This is a genomic window from Sphingobium sp. WR1, assembly GCF_059693745.1.
Genome location: NZ_JCATID010000026.1, coordinates 54,689 through 72,307 on the forward strand (window position 1 = coordinate 54,689; position 17,619 = coordinate 72,307).

Consider the following 17,619-nt stretch of genomic DNA (forward strand, 5'->3'; position numbering starts at 1 on the left):
TGTCGCAGGTAAGGAAAACGGAGATTTGCCTGCCCATCGCCATGCGAGTCCGCTCGCGTTGCCAAACCGGCCTGTTCGACGTAAATCTACCCGGTAAAGAAAACTAGGGCAACATAGACCTGCCGATGACGACTTTCTTCCCAAACCGCGCCCGATCGGGGCGCCACCGGCCCTACGCATGAAAATCGGTTACGCCCGCGTATCGACCGCCGAGCAGAACCTGGACCTCCAGCGTGATGCGCTGAAGGCTGCCGGCTGCGAGAAGGTCATCACCGACAAGGCCTCCGGGGCGACTGCCGCTCGCCCTGGATTGGAAAAGGTGAAGGAGCTGCTTCGCGCCGGCGACACACTGGTGGTCTGGCGCCTCGACAGGCTCGGCCGCTCGCTCCGTGATCTGATCGGATGGATGACCTACCTCGACGAGGAAAAGGTCGGGCTGCTGAGCCTGCACGAGGCGATCGACACGACCACCACGTCGGGCAAGCTTACCTTCCACCTGTTCGGGGCATTGGCGGAGTTCGAGCGCAACCTGATCCGCGAGCGGACCCAGGCCGGTCTCACCGCAGCCCGCGCTCGCGGCAAGAAGGGTGGCCGGCCGGCCGCACTCGGCAAGGACAAGCGCGACCTGCCCGTCAGGCTCTACCACGAGAACACGATGCCGATCGCCAAGATTTGCTCGATGCTCGGCATCTCCAAGCCAAAACTCTACGCCTATGTGCGATCGGCCGAGACCAAGCCGGTAGCCGCGTAGCGACGCTCGCCGACAAATAGCGCGATCAGAATGCCGCCACTTAGCGCGAGCGTTTACACCGTTCGCGGTCCCGATCGGCCCAGCGTCCCCCGGAACCGTTCGTTATCGGGAAGGCATCTAAGCGGTCTGCACCATCCTTCATCTAAAGTTCTCCAAGCGCTTCTGAGGATTTTCGGGCGCACCAAAAGCACTTGCTCCTCCAGTGGCTGGAGCATGTAACCGCAATTTGCTCTCCTGCGGACGGGGGGCTGGAGGTGGCTTTTTGACGGCCCGTGTTGAAGCAATCGGTATGTCTCGACGCTCATTAGTGGCGCGGCTGGTGGCCTGTGGAACCGGCTTGGTGCTCGGTTCTCCAACGCTCGCGCGACAGACTTCCCGGTCTGCGGGCTCGTGGAACTTCGGTGCGGCTCACCTCGAATGGGAGCCGCTGGAAGTCGGCACGGGTGATACCCTCCTTGTTTCGGCACAAGTGCGCGGAGTGCCGGTGCGGGCGGTGCTCGACAGTGGCAGCGGCGCGTCGATCATGAGCACGGCGCTCGCGGCGAAGCTCGGCTTGAACGATGGTGAGCGGCGCATGATTAGCGGGCTGAGCGCCAAGGCCCCGGTGCTGCTGGTCCGCGACATCGACGTACAGCTCGCCCGCGAAACCCGTCGCTTACCCTTTGCCGTCGTTGGTGATCTGAGTTCAGTGTCGGCGGCCTTCGGACGACCGATCGATATCCTCCTCGGTGCCGATATGTTCACGGGTAGCTGCATCGCGCTCGATTTCGCGAAAAGGCGTATGGCGGTCGTCAAGTCAGGCACGTTTCTCGCCGGTCCCGACTGGCGCGCTGTCGCGCTCGGGCGCGGTGCCAAGCAGGAGCTGTTCATTCGAGCTTCCGTCTCGGGTTTGCCTCCCGTGCCCTTGATGATCGATCTTGGCAGCTCGGCCGCGCTGATGCTCTCGTCGGCCTATGCCCGCGATCAAGGGCTGTTGAACGGGAAGCTCGTCTCGACCGCGGCGATCGGCGGCGTCGATGGTGTGCGTATCAACGATGCTTTCACGATCCAGAACATCAACATCGAAGGGCTTGGCGTCTCGAACGTCCCCACACTCGGGATGAGAGCTTGGCTCTCCACCAGCACGGTTGGCAATGTCGGCCTACCGCTGATCGCTCAATTCGACGTGGTGTTCGACGTGACCGCCGGATTCGTGTGGCTCCGGCCACTCGGTCCTCGTCGTCGCCTGCCGATGCTGAAGGACCGTAGCGGCCTTGGCCTCGCAGCCTCACCAACGGCGCTCACCGTTGTTCATGTGGCGGCGAACAGTCCCGCGGAAAAGGCTGGCTGGGCGGTCGGCGACCGGATCGTGGCGGTGAACGGCCATTCGATCGATGCGAACTATACGCGTGGGGAGCTCTGGCAAGTGCGCTCCCGGCCTGCTGGCACCCTCGTAAAGCTGACGATGGCCTCGGGTGATGTGCGCGAGCTCAGGCTGGCCGATTATTATTGATCGGCTTGAGGGTGGCCTTTGCCGATCGCCTTCATGATCCGACAATCGGCCATGCGCGCCTTGGTGCAGCTCTGGCTGAGCATTGCCAACTCATCCCGCAACACCGCGAGTTGCGCCAGTCTCTCCTCCACATCCTTGAGGTGCTGAGCAGCGATAGCTGAGGCGGCACCACAATCCTGGTCCGGGTTCTGCGCCAGCCCCATCAACGAACGGATCTCGTCGACGGAGAAGCCAAGCCGGCGACCGTTGCGGATGAAGTGCAAACGCTCAATGTCACTGGCATCGTAGGTTCTGCGACCCGACGCCGTGCGAGGGGCGGATCGGAGCAACCCGATCGACTCATAAAAGCGGATCGTCGTCACCTTCGTCGAGGTCTCGCTGGCGAGCTGCCCAATCATCACCGGCTTCATCATGCCATCCTTGCTTATGCGAACGTGTCGCACATTTCGCTTGCTTCTACAGCGACTGGAGGTGGTAAGGAAGGCCGCATGAATGCTTCTACCGAAAGCTGCGGGTGCCACGGGGAGCCCGCGCGCGCGCAAACCGATCCGGCCTATCGCCGTGCGCTGCTGACCGTCGTGGTGCTCAACCTCGGCTTCGGAGTCGCCGAGCTGTTCGGCGGGTTCATCGCCGATAGCCAAGCGCTGAAAGCGGATTCCCTCGATTTTCTCGGGGACGGGTCGATCAGCCTTATCGGTCTTCTCGCGCTTGCCTGGTCCGCACGGGCGAGGGCAAAGGTCGCGCTGACGCAGGGGTTGTTTCTCGGTGCGCTTGGCGTGGGCGTAATCGGTTTCGCGATTTGGCGCGCCCTGAACGCAACCGCGCCCGATGCCGAACTGATGGGCACAATCGGCGTTGTCGCGCTCGCGATCAATGTCGTGTCCGCCTTGGTGCTTGCGCGTTTCCGGGAAGGGGACGCCAATGTTCGCGCGATCTGGCTGTTCAGCCGCAACGACGCGCTCGCCAACGTGGCGGTGATCGCCGCGGCCGGTCTGGTGGCGTGGACAGGAAGCGCCTGGCCGGACCTCGCCGTCGCCGGCCTCATCGCCCTCCTGTTCCTCCACTCCGCTTATGAAATCGTCACTGGCGCTCGGCGCGAATTGGGAGAGCGGTAGTGCGTCTGCTCGCGTTGATCCGGGCAATGCTCTCGTTGCGGCTGCTCTCCGCGCTCGCGGCGCTGCTGATCCCTGCTGCGGCAATCGCCGAACCCGGCGACGTGCAAACCGCATGGCGGCTGCTCGACTATATGGCCGTCGATTATGGCGGCGCGGTCGCCAACGGTCGGATCAAGAGCACGTCGGAATATGCCGAGATGACGGAGTTCGCCGCGTCGGTCTCGACACGGCTTCAGGGCCTGCCGGCGAAGCCGGAGCGTCAAGCCCTCATCCAGCGGGCTGCCAACCTCCAGGCGGTGATCGCGGAAAAGGGACCGACTGAACAGGTGGCAACATTGGCGCACGGGCTCGCGGCCGATCTGTTGCGCGCCTACCCGGTGCCGCTCGCGCCCGATAAGGCTCCGAACCTCGTCTCCAGCGATGCACTGTTCCGACAATCCTGCGCGTCCTGCCACGGGATGACGGGCAACGGCCGTGGCCCTGACGCCGCCAAGCTCGCTACGCCCCCGATTGCTTTCACCGATGCCGAGCGCGCGCGCCAGCGCAGCGTGTTCGCGCTCTATCAGGTGGTGACGCAAGGCATCGACGGGACCGCGATGCAGAGCTTCGCCGATCTGCCCAACGATCAGCGCTGGGCGTTAGCATTCCGAGCCGGGAGCTTCGCCTTCACGGATGCGCAGGCGCGCGAAGGCGAGCGGCTTTGGAAATCCGACCCGACCCTTCGCCGGCGCATTCCGGACCTGAAAACCCTGGTCGCGCTCACCCCGGCCGCGCTCGGCGCGGCGATCGGCGACGCCAAGGCTGACCCAGTGCTCGCGTTCCTGCGTCGTCATCCCGAACAGGTGATACAACAGGCTCCCGGCTCGCTCGCGGTCGCCCGCGCCAAACTCGCCGAAAGCGTGGCGGCTGCGCGGCGCGGCGATGCGCGCATGGCGAAAGAGCTGGCGCTGTCGGCCTATCTCGATGGGTTCGAGCCGATCGAGCCAACACTCACCGCGCGCGACGCGACGCTGATGGGTCGAATCGAGGGCGCGATGGGGGAGTTCCGCGCCTCGATCGACCGGGGCGCGTCGCCCGATGATCTCGCGGAGAAGGTCGCAGTACTGGGCGGCCTTTTCGACGATGCGGAAGCGGCGCTCGCGCCTGATGCCGCCACCGAAGCGTCCACGTTCCTGGGCGCGTTCACGATCCTGCTGCGTGAAGGGCTCGAAGCCCTGCTCATCGTTGTCGCCATGATCGCGTTCCTGCGTAAAGCCGAGCGCGGCGAGGCGCTGCGGTACGTGCATGGCGGCTGGGTCAGCGCGATCATCGCGGGCGGGATCACCTGGGCGGTCGCCACCTATGCGATCGGGATCAGCGGTGCGAGCCGGGAGCTGACGGAAGGGTTTGGCTCGCTGTTCGCCGCGGTCGTGCTGCTCTCGGTCGGGATTTGGATGCACGGCAAGGCGCAGGCCGATCAGTGGCAGCGCTATATTCGCGAGAAGATGTCGCGGGCGCTCTCGGGCGGGTCGGGCTGGTTCCTGTTCGGGCTGGCGTTCGTCGTAGTTTATCGCGAGGTCTTCGAGACGATCCTGTTCTATGCCGCGCTTTCGGCGCAAGGTGACAACGGGATGCTTCTCGCGGGGGCCGGGTCGGCGATTGGACTGCTCAGCCTGATCGCTTGGGCCATGCTTCGCTACAGTCGCAAGCTGCCGATCGCGCAGTTCTTCCGCTATAGCTCCTGGCTCATGGCGGTCCTGACCGTCGTGCTGGCGGGTAAAGGCGTCGCCGCGCTCCAGGAAGCCGGCCTTATCAACATCGCACCGCTCGCGGACGTGCCACGGCTGTCGATGCTCGGCGTGTTTCCCACTTGGCAATCGGTGCTGGCGCAACTCCTGATGGCGGTCGCCATTGCGGTCGGGTTCGCCTGGAACGGGCGCGACCGATCCCGCTCGGGTTCCGGCTCAGTGACCCTTGGTTCGAATTAGTGCAATGACATGAAAACCCTTCCGTGATAGAGGCAAGCTAGTGCGAGCCTTTTTGCCTTTCCTGACATGCCTGATGCTGGTCCTGACCAGCTTCTCCGGCATGGCCCATGCCGCCGATCTGGCGGGGGGAAGCATCGCGGGCGTTGAGTTCACGGTCCATACCGCCGGTGACATCGATCAGGTGCCATCGGACTCGGACAAGAATGTCCCGCATCATCACAATTATTGTCACGGACACGACGTCGGCGCGCCTGCGCACACGACGATGGAATATACCCCCGTCCTCACAGTGCCCAAGCCGACAATCTCCGCCTCTGCGTCGCTCGACGGCCGCACCGGCATGGTCCATTTGAGGCCCCCCCAAGCCTGACGTCCGATTTGGGCGTGCGTTGGCGCGCCCCTGTCGATCATCGTCAGGAGTCCTATTTTCATGAATCGTATCCTCGCGGCCATGCTGGCCGCAGCGTCTTGCGCCACGATGGCGCAGGCGCAGGTCGGACCGTCCGCGCCTGTTGCGCAGGATGCGCCGGTCTACACGCTTGACCAAGCGGTCAGTGCAGCGGGCGGTTCGGCCCCTGCTGCGGAAGCGGCGACAGCTGGAATCGACGCGGCCCGTGCAGGTCGCACAGTCGCCGGCTTGCGGCCCAATCCGGTGGTTCAAGGCCAAGTCGAGAATGTCATCGGCTCCGGGCCGTATCGGGGGGTCCGCAGCGCGGAAACCACGGTCGGCTTTGCGATCCCGATCGAGCTAGGCGGCAAGCGCGGCGCCCGCGTCGCGGTCGCCAATGCGCAATTGTCCCGGGCCGAGATCCAGGCCGCGATCATCGCGGCGGATGTCCGGCTTCAGGTAACGCAGCTCTATGTCGAAGCGGTCGCGGCCGATCGCCGGGTAATGACAGCCCGCGATCAGGCCCGGATCGCCAGCGATGCGCTGCGGGCCGCGAGCGTTCGCGTGCAGGCAGGGCGGGCATCGCCACTCGAGCAACAGCGCGCGGATGTCGCGCGTATCAATGCCGACGCCAATGTGGAGCGGCAGCTTCGCTTGGCCGAGGCGGCCCGCGCCAATCTGGCGCGTCGGATCGGACGGCCGATCGACGGCCTGCTCGATGACACGCTGCTCGATCGCCTTCCCGATGTGAACGTCTATGGGCCGTTGGCACCGGTCAACACGACCGGCACACTCGCGCTGGCGGCAGCCAACGCGGATTTCTCCATTGCCGAAGCCGGCGTGCGGCTCGCGCGCGCCAATCGCGTGCCTGACCTGAACGTCGGGCCGTCGATCCGCCGCCTGGAAGCGACCAACGACATGGCGGCGGTGTTCAGCGTGTCGATCCCGATCCCGGTGTTCAACAATGGTCGCGCCGCGATTGCGCAGGCGACCGCGCAGCGGACCCAGGCGGATGCGCAGCGCCGCGTGACCGCGCTCGACATCGAACAGGCGATCACGGACGCGCAGGCGCAGGCGGCCAATGCCGCAACGACGGCTCGTGCGGCGTCGGGGCCGGCGCTGGCGGCTGCACAGGAGGCCGCCCGCATCGCGCGGATCGGCTATCGCGAGGGCAAGTTCGGCCAGCTCGAATTGCTCGATGCTGAACGCACGCTCGCCGAAACGCGGGTCGCCGCGATCGACGCGCTTGCCAATTACCAGAATGCCCGCGCGCAAGTGGAGCGACTGACCGCTCGTGCGCCCAATGGGGGGAATCAGTGATGAAGAGCTTTTATCTCGCGGGCGCGGCGTCGCTCGCCCTGCTCTTGGCTGCCTGCGGCGGCAAGGATGGCGGAAACGAGGCAACTGCCGAAGGCGCAGCTGCCAATGAGACGGCAGCGGGCACGGAAAAGGGCGGTGCTGAAGGCGGTCATGCCGGTGAAGGCGTGGTCACGCTGGGCGCCGATCAGATCGCCGCAGCGGGCGTGCAGATTGGACGGCCGATTATCGGTGGGGCCGGGACGATCGAGCTGCCTGCGATCATTGAGGGCGACCCGCAAGGGACGCAAGTGGTGTCGGCCGCCATCGCGGGACGCGTAGTTTCGCTAACCCGCAACCTCGGCCAATCGGTCGGCCGCGGCCAGACCATCGCGGTCATCGAGAGCCGCGAGGCGGCGCAGATCAAGGGCGAGGTCGAGGCGGCGCGTGCGCGGCTCCAGCTCGCCAATTCGAACCTCGCACGCGAGCAGCGGTTGTTCGCGCAGAAGGTGTCGCCCGAGCAGGATCTGATCGCAGCTCGCACGGCCGCGACGGAGGCGCGGATCGCGCTGACGCAGGCACAGAGCATGGTGTCGGCTGCGGGCGTCGGCGGCGGCGGTCTCAACCGGCTCGGCATCGCCGCGCCGATCTCGGGCCAGATCATTGCGCGCCCCGTGACGCTGGGACAGACGGTTGCGGCGGACGCGGAACTCTATCGCATTGCGAACCTGAGCCAGGTGTCGATCGCCCTCAACCTGAAGGCTGAGGATGCAGGTCGGGTGCGTCCCGGCAACACGGTGCTGGTCAAGGCGGCGGGCCGTCAGGCGACCGCCCGCGTGACCTTCGTGTCGCCGGCGCTTGATCCGCAGACGCGGCTCGTGCCTGCGCTCGCCACCCTCGACAATCGCGGTGGCGAATGGCGGGTCGGCGAGCCTGTGACGGCAGCCGTACAGCTCACGGGCAGCGGCGGGAGCGGGGCGGTCCGCGTGCCGACGACGGCGGTCCAGAGTTTCGAGGGCAAGTCGGTCGTGTTCGTGCGCACGCCCACCGGCTTCAAGGCGACCCCGGTCCAGCTCGGCGATGCGTCGGGCGACACGGTGATCGTCCGGTCGGGCCTGACCGGCAACGAACAGATCGCCACCACCGGAAGTTTCACGCTCAAGGCCGAGATCGGCAAGGGCGAAGCGAGCCACGAGGATTAAGCCATGATCGCCCGTATCGTAACCTGGGCGGTCGAGAAGCGCTGGCTAGTCCTGCTCCTCACCGTCATCGTCGCCGCCATCGGCGCCTTTTCCCTCTACCGGCTACCGATCGACGCGGTGCCGGACATCACCAACAATCAGGTCCAGATCAACGTCCGCGCGCCTGCCCTCTCGCCCGAGCTGGTCGAGAAGCAGGTGTCGTTTCCAATCGAAACCGCGCTCGCCGGCACCCCCGGCCTGGAATATACGCGCTCGTTGAGCCGCAACGGCTTCGCGCAGATCACGGCGGTCTTTTCGGACGCGACGGACATCTATTTCGCCCGCCAGCAGGTGGGCGAGCGTCTGCGGGGCGTGCAAGAGAATCTGCCCGACGGCGTGAACCCTGAAATGGGTCCGATCGCGACAGGCCTGGGCGAGGTGTACATGTACACCGTTCGTCTCGATCATCGCGAGGACGACAAGCACAAGCCCGGTGAACCGGGCCAACAGCCCGATGGCAGCTACATCACGCCAGAGGGCGAGCGACTGACGACCGAAGAGGACAAGGCGACCTACCTGCGCACCGCGCAGGACTGGATCGTGACGCCGCTTCTGAAGACCACACCGGGCCTCGCCGGTGTCGACTCGATTGGCGGTTACGCCAAGCAGTTCCTCGTCGTGCCCGACGTGCAGAAGCTGGCCTCGCTCGGCATCACGCTGACGGACCTGGGAAATGCGCTGGAGCGCAATAACACCAGCGTCGGCGGTGGCTTCGTCAATCGCAATGGCGAAGGTCTGGCTGTTCGCTCGGATGCGCTCGTTCGCAATGCCAGCGAGTTGGCCAGGACCGTGATCGCGACACGTAACGGCGTGCCGATCACGGTCGAACAAGTTGCGACTGTGAAGACGGGTCAGGCGATCCGCATGGGTTCGGCATCGGAGAACGGTACCGAAGTCGTCGTCGGCACGGCGATCATGCGGATCGGCGAGAACAGCCGCATCGTGTCGACCGCGGTCGCTGAGAAACTGAAGACGATCAACGCTTCGCTGCCTCCTGACGTCGTAATTCAGCCGGTGCTGAACCGCACCGAGCTGGTCAATTCGACGATCAAGACGGTCGCGAAAAACCTGTCCGAAGGCGCGGTGCTGGTCATCGTCGTGCTCTTCCTGCTGCTCGGCAACTTCCGTGCGGCCCTGATCGCGGCGTTGGTCATCCCGATCACCATGATGCTGACAGGCTTTGGTATGCTGCGCGCTGGGGTCTCGGCCAATCTGATGAGCCTTGGGGCTTTGGACTTCGGTCTGATCGTCGACGGCGCCGTCATCATTGTCGAAAACGCGCTGCGCCGGCTTGCCGAGCAACAGCATCATGAAGGCCGATTGCTCAGCGTCAAGGAACGGCTCGCGACCGTGGCAGCCGCTGCGCGTGAGATGATCCGTCCCTCTGTGTACGGGCAGGCAATCATCATCCTCGTCTACGTACCGCTGCTCACGCTGACCGGCGTGGAGGGTAAAACGTTCGGACCGATGGCGCTGACCGTCATCATCGCGCTCGCCTTCGCCTTCATCCTCTCTCTCACCTTCGTGCCGGCGATGATTGCGATCTGGCTGTCGAAGAAGGTCGAGGAGAAGGACGGCCGCATCATCACGTGGCTGAAGAAGCGCTACGAACCCGGTCTCGACCGGGCCATGAAGCGCCCGACGCTGACGATCGGTGCGGGTGTGGGAAGCCTTGTGGTGGCGGCGCTTGCTTTCACTACGCTCGGCTCGGTGTTCCTGCCGCAGCTCGACGAAGGCGATTTGCTGATCCAGTCGCTCCGCATTCCGGCAACGTCGGTCCAGCAGAGCCAGGCGATGCAGGTGCCGATCGAGCGGATGATGTCGAAGCAGCCGGAGGTGCAATTCGTCTATTCCAAGACGGGCACCGCCGAGCTGGCGGCCGACCCGATGCCGCCGAACGCGACCGACATGTTCGTCATCCTGAAGCCGCGCAAGGATTGGCCGGATCCTGAGCTTCCCAAGGAGGAGCTGGTCAGCCGGATCGAGGGTAATCTCGCGAAGATTCCGGGAAATGCCTACGAGATCACCCAGCCCATCCAGATGCGCTTCAACGAGCTGATCGCCGGCGTGCGCGGCGACATCGCGGTGAAGGTGTTCGGGGACGACTTCAACCAGATGAACCGGACGGCCGAGCAAATCGCGGCGGTGCTGCGCAGAACGCAAGGCGCAGCGGACGTGAAGGTGGAGCAGACGACCGGTCTTCCCATGCTCGACATTCGCGTCAACCGCGACGCGATGGCGCGGTTGGGCGTTACGGCTCAGGATGTGCAGGACACCGTGACTGCGACGATCGGCGGGCGAACATCGGGCCAGATCTTCGAGGGCGACCGTCGCTTCCCCGTGGTGATCCGCCTGTCGGAGGCGCAGCGTGCCGACATCGGCCTGCTCCAACAGGTGCAGGTGCCGGTGGCAGGCGGCGGCTATGTACCGCTGTCCAGCGTCGCCGAGATCAAGGTGGTCGATGGTCCGAACCAGATCAGCCGCGAGAACGGCAAGCGGCGCGTGGTGGTGCAAGCCAACGTGCGTGGCCGCGACGTCGGATCCGTCGTGGCGGATGCGCAGGCGGCGATCGGCAGCCAACTCCGGCTGCCTGCCGGCACCTATCTCGAATGGGGCGGCCAGTTCGAGAACCTCCAATCGGCAAGCGAACGGCTGAAGCTGGTCATTCCGGCTTGCTTCATTTTGATCCTGCTGCTCCTCTACGGGGCGTTGGGATCGGTCCGCGACGCCGCGATCGTGTTCACCGGCGTGCCTTTCGCGCTGGTGGGCGGCGTCCTGTTGCTGTTCCTGCGGGGCATGGACTTCTCGATCTCGGCGGCAGTGGGCTTCATCGCCCTCTCGGGCATCGCGGTCCTCAACGGCCTCGTCATGGTCAGCTCGATCCAAGATCTGATCCGATCAGGGATGAGCCGCGAGGAAGCCGCGCATGTTGGCGCGATGCAGCGTCTGCGACCCGTCATCATGACCGCGCTAGTCGCCAGCCTCGGCTTCGTGCCGATGGCGCTGGGCGAAGGCGCCGGCGCAGAGGTTCAAAAGCCTTTGGCGACGGTCGTCATCGGCGGTCTGATCTCGGCGACGCTTCTTACGCTGTTCGTGCTGCCGACACTCTATGCCCGGTTCGGGCAGAAAGTGATCGAGAAACCCGAGCACTACAATGAGGAGCATGAAGGGGACGACCACGGTCAGACCTTCGTGAACAACTTGGCCTGATGGATGGGCGGGGCGATCCGCGATCGCCCCGCCCATCTCTGGGAGATGGGGATATGCCTCGCACCATAACCAGCTCGATGCTTCACGGCGGGCCACTGCGCATCTGGTCGGCACTCACCGATCCGGATCATCGCCGGGCGTGGAGTCCGCTCGTATTTCTCGATGATCCGTCCCGGCTCGGCGACACAGAATGCACCTTTGCGATCCAGGGCATCACCCGGCCAATTCGGACGCCAGCACGGATTGATCGATTCGATAAACCGCACGCCTTCGCTTGGTCCTGCGGCATCCCCTATCTGTTCACGCTCGAAGAGCGGTACGAGCTGGCGGGGGACGATGGCGGCACCAGGCTAACGCATAGCTGCACGCTGCGCGGGGCGCTCTCCCTGCCGTTCGCGGCGATGATGTTGCGCCGCCTGCGATCCCTGATGGTCGAATCTGACGATCGCCTCGCAACCTATCTCCGCTGGCGGGTAGGTCAGCCTGCCCGGGCTATCAATCGTCAGCGCGTCCCCTTCCGCTGCAGGAGGAAGGCGCGATGATGATGCACTGTAAGCGGGTGCTGCCCGCCGTCATCCTCGTTGTCGGGCTCGCGGCGTGCTCGGAAAGAAAGCCGCCAGCCCCGCCAACGGAGCAGCAGATCCATTCGTCCGACAGCGCCGTGGCGACCGGGGAAATGGGGCGGCATAGATATCGCTGTTCCGACGGGGAACCGCTGTTCGTCGATTACAAGGACAACGGCCTGCAGATCGATTTGCGGCGCTCCAACGGGGGACCGCCGATGATGCTGACCGCGCCAGCGCAGGGCCTGCAATATGTCGGCGAAACAGCCACCGCGACCTTCAAGGGGTCGCAGCTCACCATCGTGGAAGGCGATGGCCGTACCCGGATCTGCGAGCAGGAAGGCACGCGATGAACTGCCCTGCCTTCGAACGCCACAGGGCGCTTCGTCGGAAGAGACCGATGTCTGACACGTCGATTTCAAATGTGACAACCTTGTGCGGCCTGAATCGGGCCGGTCTGGCGATCGCGCGCCTCGGCGTCGTTCTCGTCTCCGGGGCGGTTATAGGGGCGTGTAATCCAGCGCCGACCCAGCCTACCGAGCCGGCGCATGAAAAGCATCTGACGTCGAAACTAATCGCGCAGCGCATCATGTACTGCGACGACGGCACACGCGCCGATGTCGACTTCATCGATGACGGCTTGAAAATGGCCGTCACCTGGCTGCCGAAGGGCAGGACCGAGATCCTGCGCGCGCAGCGAACCGGTGACGAGTTTCGCGGCGACCATTCGCGGGCTGTCGTGGCGGGCGGATCGATCGCGTTCACGCGACGCGGGAAGATCCGCGTCTGCCACCGAACCCCGGAGGAGTCCTAGGAAATGCAGGCACTGCTCTATACGCTTGCGCCTGTGCTGGCGGTCGTGCTCGGCGCGATTGTCGCGAGCCGCACCAAGTTGAAACCTGGCCTCGTGGCGGGCCTACAGCATCTCGCTGCCGGCGTCGTGTTCGCGGCGGCAGCGACCGAAATCCTGCCGCAGGTCAAGCATGAGGCATCGCCCAGCGCGACGTTGATCGGCGGGGCGGCGGGCGTCGCGACCATGCTGGGGCTCAAGGCTCTTGAGGCCCGCTTCAAGGGGCCGATGGCGCTACTCGCCGCGATCGGCATCGACATTCTGGTCGACGGCCTGGTGCTCGGCCTCGCTTTCGTGGCGGGCGAGAAGGCAGGTCTCCTGCTGACGATCGCGCTCACTCTGGAAGTGTTATTTCTGGGACTGACGCTGACCGACGAGCTGGCGGAAACCTATCGCTCGCGCTTGCGCATCATCGTGATCGTCTCGGCATTGGCCCTGCTGCTGCCGATCGGCGCGCTCGCTGCCGTGCCGGTCGCCGCGCTGTCGCCGGTGATGATCGCCGGCTTCCTCAGCTTCGGGCTGATGGCGCTGCTCTACCTCGTCACGGAGGAGTTGCTGGTCGAGGCGCACGAGAAACCCGACACCCCGCTCATCAGCTCGATGTTTTTCGTCGGCTTCCTGGCCCTGCTGACACTTGAGGAGATGATGGGATGATCCCGGGCAACGACAACAATGGCGGGCAGGAGCGCCGCACACTGTGGATCGTCCTGCTGCTGAACGCGGCGATCGCTGCGGGCTTCTTCGTTTCCGGCTTCTTCGCGGACTCGAGCGCGCTGATCGCCAACGGCGTCGACAACCTGTCCGATACGGCTGTGTATGCGCTGAGCCTTGTGGCGCTCACCCGGGGCCAGACATGGAAGACACGCGCCGCGGTCGCTTCGGGCGTCATGCTGCTGATCTTCGCGGGCGGCATCTTGATCGATGTCGGACGGCGCTACGTGCAGGGCAGCGAGCCCATCGGACCTACCATGATGGTCATGTCCGCGATCGCCGGCGTCGTGAATTACCTCTGCCTGCGGCTGCTCCAGCGCCTCAAGGATCCGGACGTCAATCTCCGGGCCGCAACCACCTTCAGCTTCAACGACTTCATTTCCAACGGCGGCATCCTGATCGCCGGCGTGCTGGTGCTGTGGTTGGGTACCAATTGGCCGGACCTGCTGGTCGGCTTCGCCACCGCCATCATCGCCATCAAGGGCGGTGTCGAAATCCTGCGCGACGCGCGCGCCGAAACCAAGAAAAGCGAAAGGAGGTCGTCATGAACGACAAGCTCGAACTCGACATTCCAGTGTTGTTGCCGGACCTTCCTGACGCGGCCGATGCCTGCCTGGACCGTCTCGTATCAACCCTGTCAAAGCGCGAAGGTGTCGAGCGGGCGCATGTGATCTGTCTCGACGGCAACACGCCAGCGGCGCTGTGCATCCATTTCGATGCCGCCAAGCTGCCGCTGCCACGGTTGCGCGAAATGGTGCGCGCCGCAGGTGCCGAAATCACCGAGCGCTACGGCCATGCGATCTGGCAGGTGACGGGGATCAACCACGAACGTCGGGCGCGCACGGTCAGCGATGCGCTGTGCGCCTTGCCCGGCGTGGTCCAGGCAAGCGCCAGCACCAGCGGGTCTGTCCGGGTCGAATATGATCGCCGCGAAACCACCGAAGAGGAGGTGCGCGCTGCGCTTCGCAAGCTGAAGGTGAGGGTGGGCAAGCGGGTCGCTGCCGATGAACATGCCGGCCACGACCACGGCCCCGGGGGCCACGGCGCGGGCGAAGAGAAGCACGGCCCCGGCGATGGCCACGACCATAGCCACGCCGAATTTCTCGGCCCCAATACCGAGCTGATCTTCGCGCTCGCCTGTGGCGCGCTGCTGGGGATCGGCTACGCGATCGAGAGGCTGGTCGCTGGCGCGCCCGAATGGCTGCCGACCGCCTGCTATATCGCAGCCTATTTCTTCGGCGGATTCTTCACGCTGCGCGAGGCGATCGACAACCTCCGGATGAAGAAGTTCGAGATCGACACGCTGATGTTGGTCGCTGCGGCCGGCGCCGCTGCGCTGGGCGCATGGGCCGAAGGTGCGCTGCTGCTGTTCCTGTTCAGCCTCGGCCATGCGCTTGAGCATTATGCAATGGGCCGCGCCAAGAAGGCGATCGAGGCGCTGGCGAAGCTCGCGCCCGAAACCGCGACCGTGCGACGCGGCGGGCAGACCAGCGAAATCCCGGTCGAGCAGATGGTCGTCGGGGACATTGCCATCGTCCGCCCGAACGAGCGCCTGCCTGCCGACGGCTTCGTCATCAAGGGCACCAGCGCGATCAACCAGGCCCCGGTCACGGGTGAAAGCATCCCGGTCGACAAGGTGCCGGTCGCAGATGCCGCAGCGGCACGCGCCAAGCCCGATGCAGTCGACGCGGAAAGCCGGGTTTTTGCTGGTACGATCAACGGCGGCGGCGCGATCGAGATCGAGGTGACACGCCGTTCCAATGAAAGCGCGCTTGCCAAGGTCGTGAAGATGGTGAGCGAAGCGGAGACGCAGAAGTCGCCGACGCAGCGCTTCACCGACCGGTTCGAACGGATCTTCGTGCCCGCCGTCCTGGTCCTGTCAGTGCTCCTGCTGTTCGCATGGGTGGTCGTCGACGAGCCGTTCCGCGACAGCTTCTATCGCGCGATGGCGGTGCTGGTGGCGGCAAGCCCGTGCGCGCTCGCGATCGCAACGCCGAGCGCGGTCCTGTCGGGCGTTGCCCGTGCAGCGCGGGGCGGCGTGCTCGTGAAGGGCGGTGCACCGCTCGAAAACCTCGGGTCGCTCAAAGCGATCGCTTTCGACAAGACGGGCACGCTGACCGAAGGTCGTCCGCGCATCACTGATGTCGTGCCCGTCGATGGCGCCGATGAAGGCGAGTTGCTGGCGCTGGCTGTCGCCGTCGAAGCGTTGAGCGACCATCCCCTGGCCCAAGCGATCGTCAAGGACGGCCGCGAACGTCTGAACGATCGTGCCGTGCCGACTGCCGGCGACCTCAAGAGCCTGACCGGTCGGGGCGTCACCGCGAGCGTGGATGGCGAGACGGTGTGGATCGGCAAGGCCGAGATGTTCGGAAGTGAGGGCATTCCGGCGCTGGGGCAGGGCGCGCAGGACGCAATCGCGAAGCTGCGCGAGAACGGCCGCACGACAATGGTGGTCCGCAAGGGGGACCGCGACCTGGGCGCGATCGGCCTGATGGACACGCCTCGCGAAGCTGCCAAGACCGCGTTGCGTCGGCTGCACGAGATGGGCGTGTCGCGGATGATAATGATCTCCGGCGATCACCAGAAAGTCGCCGAAGCGATCGCCGACGAAGTCGGGATCGACGAAGCGTGGGGCGACCTCATGCCCGAAGACAAGGTTGCCGCGATCAAGAAGCTCGCCGGCGAAGACAAGGTCGCGATGGTGGGCGACGGCGTGAACGATGCGCCGGCGATGGCAAGCGCCACGGTCGGCATCGCGATGGGCGCGGCGGGGTCGGACGTTGCGCTGGAGACAGCCGACGTGGCGCTGATGGCCGACGATCTGGCGCACCTGCCATTCGCAGTCGGTCTTAGCCGCCATACCCGTGGAATCATCCGGCAGAACGTCTTCGTCAGCCTGGGTGTCGTCGCCTTCCTGGTGCCTGCTACCATCCTCGGCCTCGGCATTGGGCCAGCGGTGGCGGTTCATGAGGGATCGACGCTGCTCGTCGTCATCAATGCGCTCAGGCTGCTCGCCTACCGCGATCCGGCAGGGAAGGCGGCATGAAGTGGCTGATCGCCTTCGACCTCGACGGCACGCTTGCCGAGAGCAAGCGGCCGTTATCGGAGGATATGGCCGCAATCCTCGCCCGATTGCTCGCCATCACGGATGTGGCGGTGATCTCGGGCGGGGACTGGCCGCAGTTCGAAAAGCAGATCGCCTCGCGCCTTCCGGCCGGCGTCGCGCTCGACCGTCTCTGGTTGATGCCGACCACAGGCACGAAACTCTATCGGTTCATCAATGGCGCTTGGCGCGCGGTCTATGCCGAACTGTTCGACGACGCGGAGAAGGCGAAGATCCGCACGGCCTTCGATCAGGCGCTGACCGATGCCGGTCTCGCCGACGAACGTATCTGGGGCGAACGGATCGAGGACCGGGGCAGCCAGATCACCTTTTCGGGCCTGGGGCAGGCAGCGCCGCTGAAGGAAAAGGAAGCGTGGGATCCTGACCGAAAGAAGAGGACCGCGTTGCAGGCCACGTTGCGCGCGAAGCTGCCGGAGCTCTCGATCAATCTCGGTGGCACGACATCGATCGACGTGACCAGAGCAGGGATCGACAAGGGCTATGGCCTGAAGCGCCTGAGTGCCGAGAGCGGTGTCCCGCTCGACGGGATGCTGTTCATTGGGGATGCGATATTCCCCGGTGGGAATGACTATCCCGCTGCTGAAATCGGCCTCGACACAGTGAGGGTGCGCGACGTCGCGGAAACCACCGCCGTCGTGACCGCCATCATCGCGTGTCTGCACCGATAGGATCAAGATACATGGTCGGCTCCATCGCGGAATGCCGCATTGTCAAAGCTCTGGCTTCTGTCGCTTAGGGCAGCGCTTCCTAAAACGAAAAGAAGGCAATGTGCGCGTCTCCGCGAACAAAGCCTCCAGCGATCAATCTAAGAGATTCCGCCGCGCTTCTCAATCGTAGGGGGCGTTTGCGGGAGGGGGCGGAATCCTACGCTAAGGATTTGGGCCAGCGATATTCCCCGGTTAGATTGATGT

The 17,619-nt window shown here is 64.9% G+C and carries 16 protein-coding genes; 15 read left to right on the forward strand and 1 reads right to left on the reverse strand.

Annotation, left to right across the window (positions count from 1 at the left end):
- The first annotated feature begins 178 nt into the window (after positions 1 to 178).
- Both AC58EF_RS23305 and AC58EF_RS23310 read left to right on the forward strand, forming a co-directional pair.
- Entirely contained in the window at positions 179 to 751 is a 573-nt protein-coding gene (locus AC58EF_RS23305) for a recombinase family protein (protein WP_009824027.1), read from the forward strand.
- 289 nt (positions 752 to 1,040) lie between these two features.
- Entirely contained in the window at positions 1,041 to 2,243 is a 1,203-nt protein-coding gene (locus AC58EF_RS23310) for an aspartyl protease family protein (RefSeq protein WP_013039112.1), read from the forward strand.
- On the opposite strand, the gene AC58EF_RS23315 is transcribed toward AC58EF_RS23310, so the two are convergent.
- Positions 2,237 to 2,653 carry a MerR family transcriptional regulator gene (locus AC58EF_RS23315; RefSeq protein ID WP_004212867.1) on the reverse strand — a complete coding sequence of 139 codons (417 nt, stop codon included), beginning with the start codon at positions 2,651 to 2,653 and terminating at the stop codon, positions 2,237 to 2,239. The two genes, AC58EF_RS23310 and AC58EF_RS23315, sit on opposite strands and share 7 nt — an antisense overlap.
- A gap of 78 nt (positions 2,654 to 2,731) precedes the next feature.
- On the opposite strand from AC58EF_RS23315, the gene AC58EF_RS23320 reads away from it, so the two are divergent.
- The 13 genes from AC58EF_RS23320 (at position 2,732) to AC58EF_RS23380 (ending at position 17,376) form a co-directional block, all read left to right on the forward strand.
- A complete protein-coding gene (locus AC58EF_RS23320) occupies positions 2,732 to 3,358 on the forward strand; it encodes a cation efflux transmembrane domain-containing protein (protein WP_004212870.1) in 627 nt (208 codons plus the stop codon).
- Entirely contained in the window at positions 3,358 to 5,325 is a 1,968-nt protein-coding gene (locus tag AC58EF_RS23325) for a cytochrome c/FTR1 family iron permease (RefSeq protein WP_004212871.1), read from the forward strand. The genes AC58EF_RS23320 and AC58EF_RS23325 overlap by 1 nt, the downstream gene beginning before the upstream one ends.
- A 73-nt stretch (positions 5,326 to 5,398) precedes the next feature.
- Complete coding sequence (locus tag AC58EF_RS23330) at positions 5,399 to 5,695, forward strand: hypothetical protein (RefSeq protein WP_497278866.1); 297 nt, start codon at positions 5,399 to 5,401, stop codon at positions 5,693 to 5,695.
- A gap of 60 nt (positions 5,696 to 5,755) precedes the next feature.
- Positions 5,756 to 7,033: a TolC family protein gene (locus AC58EF_RS23335; RefSeq protein ID WP_013039111.1), complete on the forward strand. Its 1,278-nt coding sequence runs from the start codon at positions 5,756 to 5,758 to the stop codon at positions 7,031 to 7,033.
- A complete protein-coding gene (locus AC58EF_RS23340; protein WP_497278863.1) occupies positions 7,033 to 8,211 on the forward strand; it encodes an efflux RND transporter periplasmic adaptor subunit in 1,179 nt (392 codons plus the stop codon). Before AC58EF_RS23335 ends, AC58EF_RS23340 begins: the two co-directional genes overlap by 1 nt.
- Before the next feature lie 3 nt (positions 8,212 to 8,214).
- Positions 8,215 to 11,460, forward strand: a complete 3,246-nt coding sequence (locus AC58EF_RS23345) for an efflux RND transporter permease subunit (protein ID WP_004212878.1) — start codon at positions 8,215 to 8,217, stop codon at positions 11,458 to 11,460.
- A 53-nt stretch (positions 11,461 to 11,513) separates the two neighbouring features.
- Positions 11,514 to 12,002 carry an SRPBCC domain-containing protein gene (locus AC58EF_RS23350; RefSeq protein ID WP_013849881.1) on the forward strand — a complete coding sequence of 163 codons (489 nt, stop codon included), beginning with the start codon at positions 11,514 to 11,516 and terminating at the stop codon, positions 12,000 to 12,002.
- On the forward strand, positions 11,999 to 12,376 hold the full coding sequence (locus AC58EF_RS23355) for a hypothetical protein (RefSeq protein ID WP_009824022.1): 378 nt from the start codon (positions 11,999 to 12,001) through the stop codon (positions 12,374 to 12,376). The genes AC58EF_RS23350 and AC58EF_RS23355 overlap by 4 nt, the downstream gene beginning before the upstream one ends.
- Before the next feature lie 47 nt (positions 12,377 to 12,423).
- On the forward strand, positions 12,424 to 12,837 hold the full coding sequence (locus tag AC58EF_RS23360) for a hypothetical protein (RefSeq protein WP_004212881.1): 414 nt from the start codon (positions 12,424 to 12,426) through the stop codon (positions 12,835 to 12,837).
- 3 nt (positions 12,838 to 12,840) lie between these two features.
- Positions 12,841 to 13,527 carry a ZIP family metal transporter gene (locus AC58EF_RS23365; protein WP_004212882.1) on the forward strand — a complete coding sequence of 229 codons (687 nt, stop codon included), beginning with the start codon at positions 12,841 to 12,843 and terminating at the stop codon, positions 13,525 to 13,527.
- Positions 13,524 to 14,132, forward strand: a complete 609-nt coding sequence (locus AC58EF_RS23370; protein WP_004212885.1) for a cation efflux transmembrane domain-containing protein — start codon at positions 13,524 to 13,526, stop codon at positions 14,130 to 14,132. Before AC58EF_RS23365 ends, AC58EF_RS23370 begins: the two co-directional genes overlap by 4 nt.
- Positions 14,129 to 16,630, forward strand: coding sequence for a heavy metal translocating P-type ATPase (locus AC58EF_RS23375; RefSeq protein ID WP_004212886.1), 2,502 nt, complete (start codon positions 14,129 to 14,131; stop codon positions 16,628 to 16,630). The genes AC58EF_RS23370 and AC58EF_RS23375 overlap by 4 nt, the downstream gene beginning before the upstream one ends.
- Positions 16,627 to 17,376 (forward strand): HAD-IIB family hydrolase, encoded by a 750-nt coding sequence (locus tag AC58EF_RS23380; RefSeq protein WP_004212890.1) that lies wholly within the window; start codon positions 16,627 to 16,629, stop codon positions 17,374 to 17,376. The genes AC58EF_RS23375 and AC58EF_RS23380 overlap by 4 nt, the downstream gene beginning before the upstream one ends.
- Positions 17,377 to 17,619 lie beyond the last annotated feature (243 nt).

What these genes read in the sequence shown, in the direction of transcription:
- AC58EF_RS23365 (WP_004212882.1), top strand. Translation starts at nt 12,841, where the DNA reads ATGCAGGCACTGCTCTATACGCTTGCGCCTGTGCTGGCGGTCGTGCTC.
- AC58EF_RS23375 (WP_004212886.1), top strand. Translation starts at nt 14,129, where the DNA reads ATGAACGACAAGCTCGAACTCGACATTCCAGTGTTGTTGCCGGACCTT.
- AC58EF_RS23350 (WP_013849881.1), top strand. Translation starts at nt 11,514, where the DNA reads ATGCCTCGCACCATAACCAGCTCGATGCTTCACGGCGGGCCACTGCGC.
- AC58EF_RS23360 (WP_004212881.1), top strand. Translation starts at nt 12,424, where the DNA reads ATGTCTGACACGTCGATTTCAAATGTGACAACCTTGTGCGGCCTGAAT.
- AC58EF_RS23370 (WP_004212885.1), top strand. Translation starts at nt 13,524, where the DNA reads ATGATCCCGGGCAACGACAACAATGGCGGGCAGGAGCGCCGCACACTG.
- AC58EF_RS23340 (WP_497278863.1), top strand. Translation starts at nt 7,033, where the DNA reads ATGAAGAGCTTTTATCTCGCGGGCGCGGCGTCGCTCGCCCTGCTCTTG.
- AC58EF_RS23345 (WP_004212878.1), top strand. Translation starts at nt 8,215, where the DNA reads ATGATCGCCCGTATCGTAACCTGGGCGGTCGAGAAGCGCTGGCTAGTC.
- AC58EF_RS23310 (WP_013039112.1), top strand. Translation starts at nt 1,041, where the DNA reads ATGTCTCGACGCTCATTAGTGGCGCGGCTGGTGGCCTGTGGAACCGGC.
- AC58EF_RS23335 (WP_013039111.1), top strand. Translation starts at nt 5,756, where the DNA reads ATGAATCGTATCCTCGCGGCCATGCTGGCCGCAGCGTCTTGCGCCACG.
- AC58EF_RS23305 (WP_009824027.1), top strand. Translation starts at nt 179, where the DNA reads ATGAAAATCGGTTACGCCCGCGTATCGACCGCCGAGCAGAACCTGGAC.
- AC58EF_RS23380 (WP_004212890.1), top strand. Translation starts at nt 16,627, where the DNA reads ATGAAGTGGCTGATCGCCTTCGACCTCGACGGCACGCTTGCCGAGAGC.
- AC58EF_RS23330 (WP_497278866.1), top strand. Translation starts at nt 5,399, where the DNA reads ATGCTGGTCCTGACCAGCTTCTCCGGCATGGCCCATGCCGCCGATCTG.
- AC58EF_RS23320 (WP_004212870.1), top strand. Translation starts at nt 2,732, where the DNA reads ATGAATGCTTCTACCGAAAGCTGCGGGTGCCACGGGGAGCCCGCGCGC.
- AC58EF_RS23315 (WP_004212867.1), bottom strand. Translation starts at nt 2,653, where the DNA reads ATGAAGCCGGTGATGATTGGGCAGCTCGCCAGCGAGACCTCGACGAAG.
- AC58EF_RS23355 (WP_009824022.1), top strand. Translation starts at nt 11,999, where the DNA reads ATGATGATGCACTGTAAGCGGGTGCTGCCCGCCGTCATCCTCGTTGTC.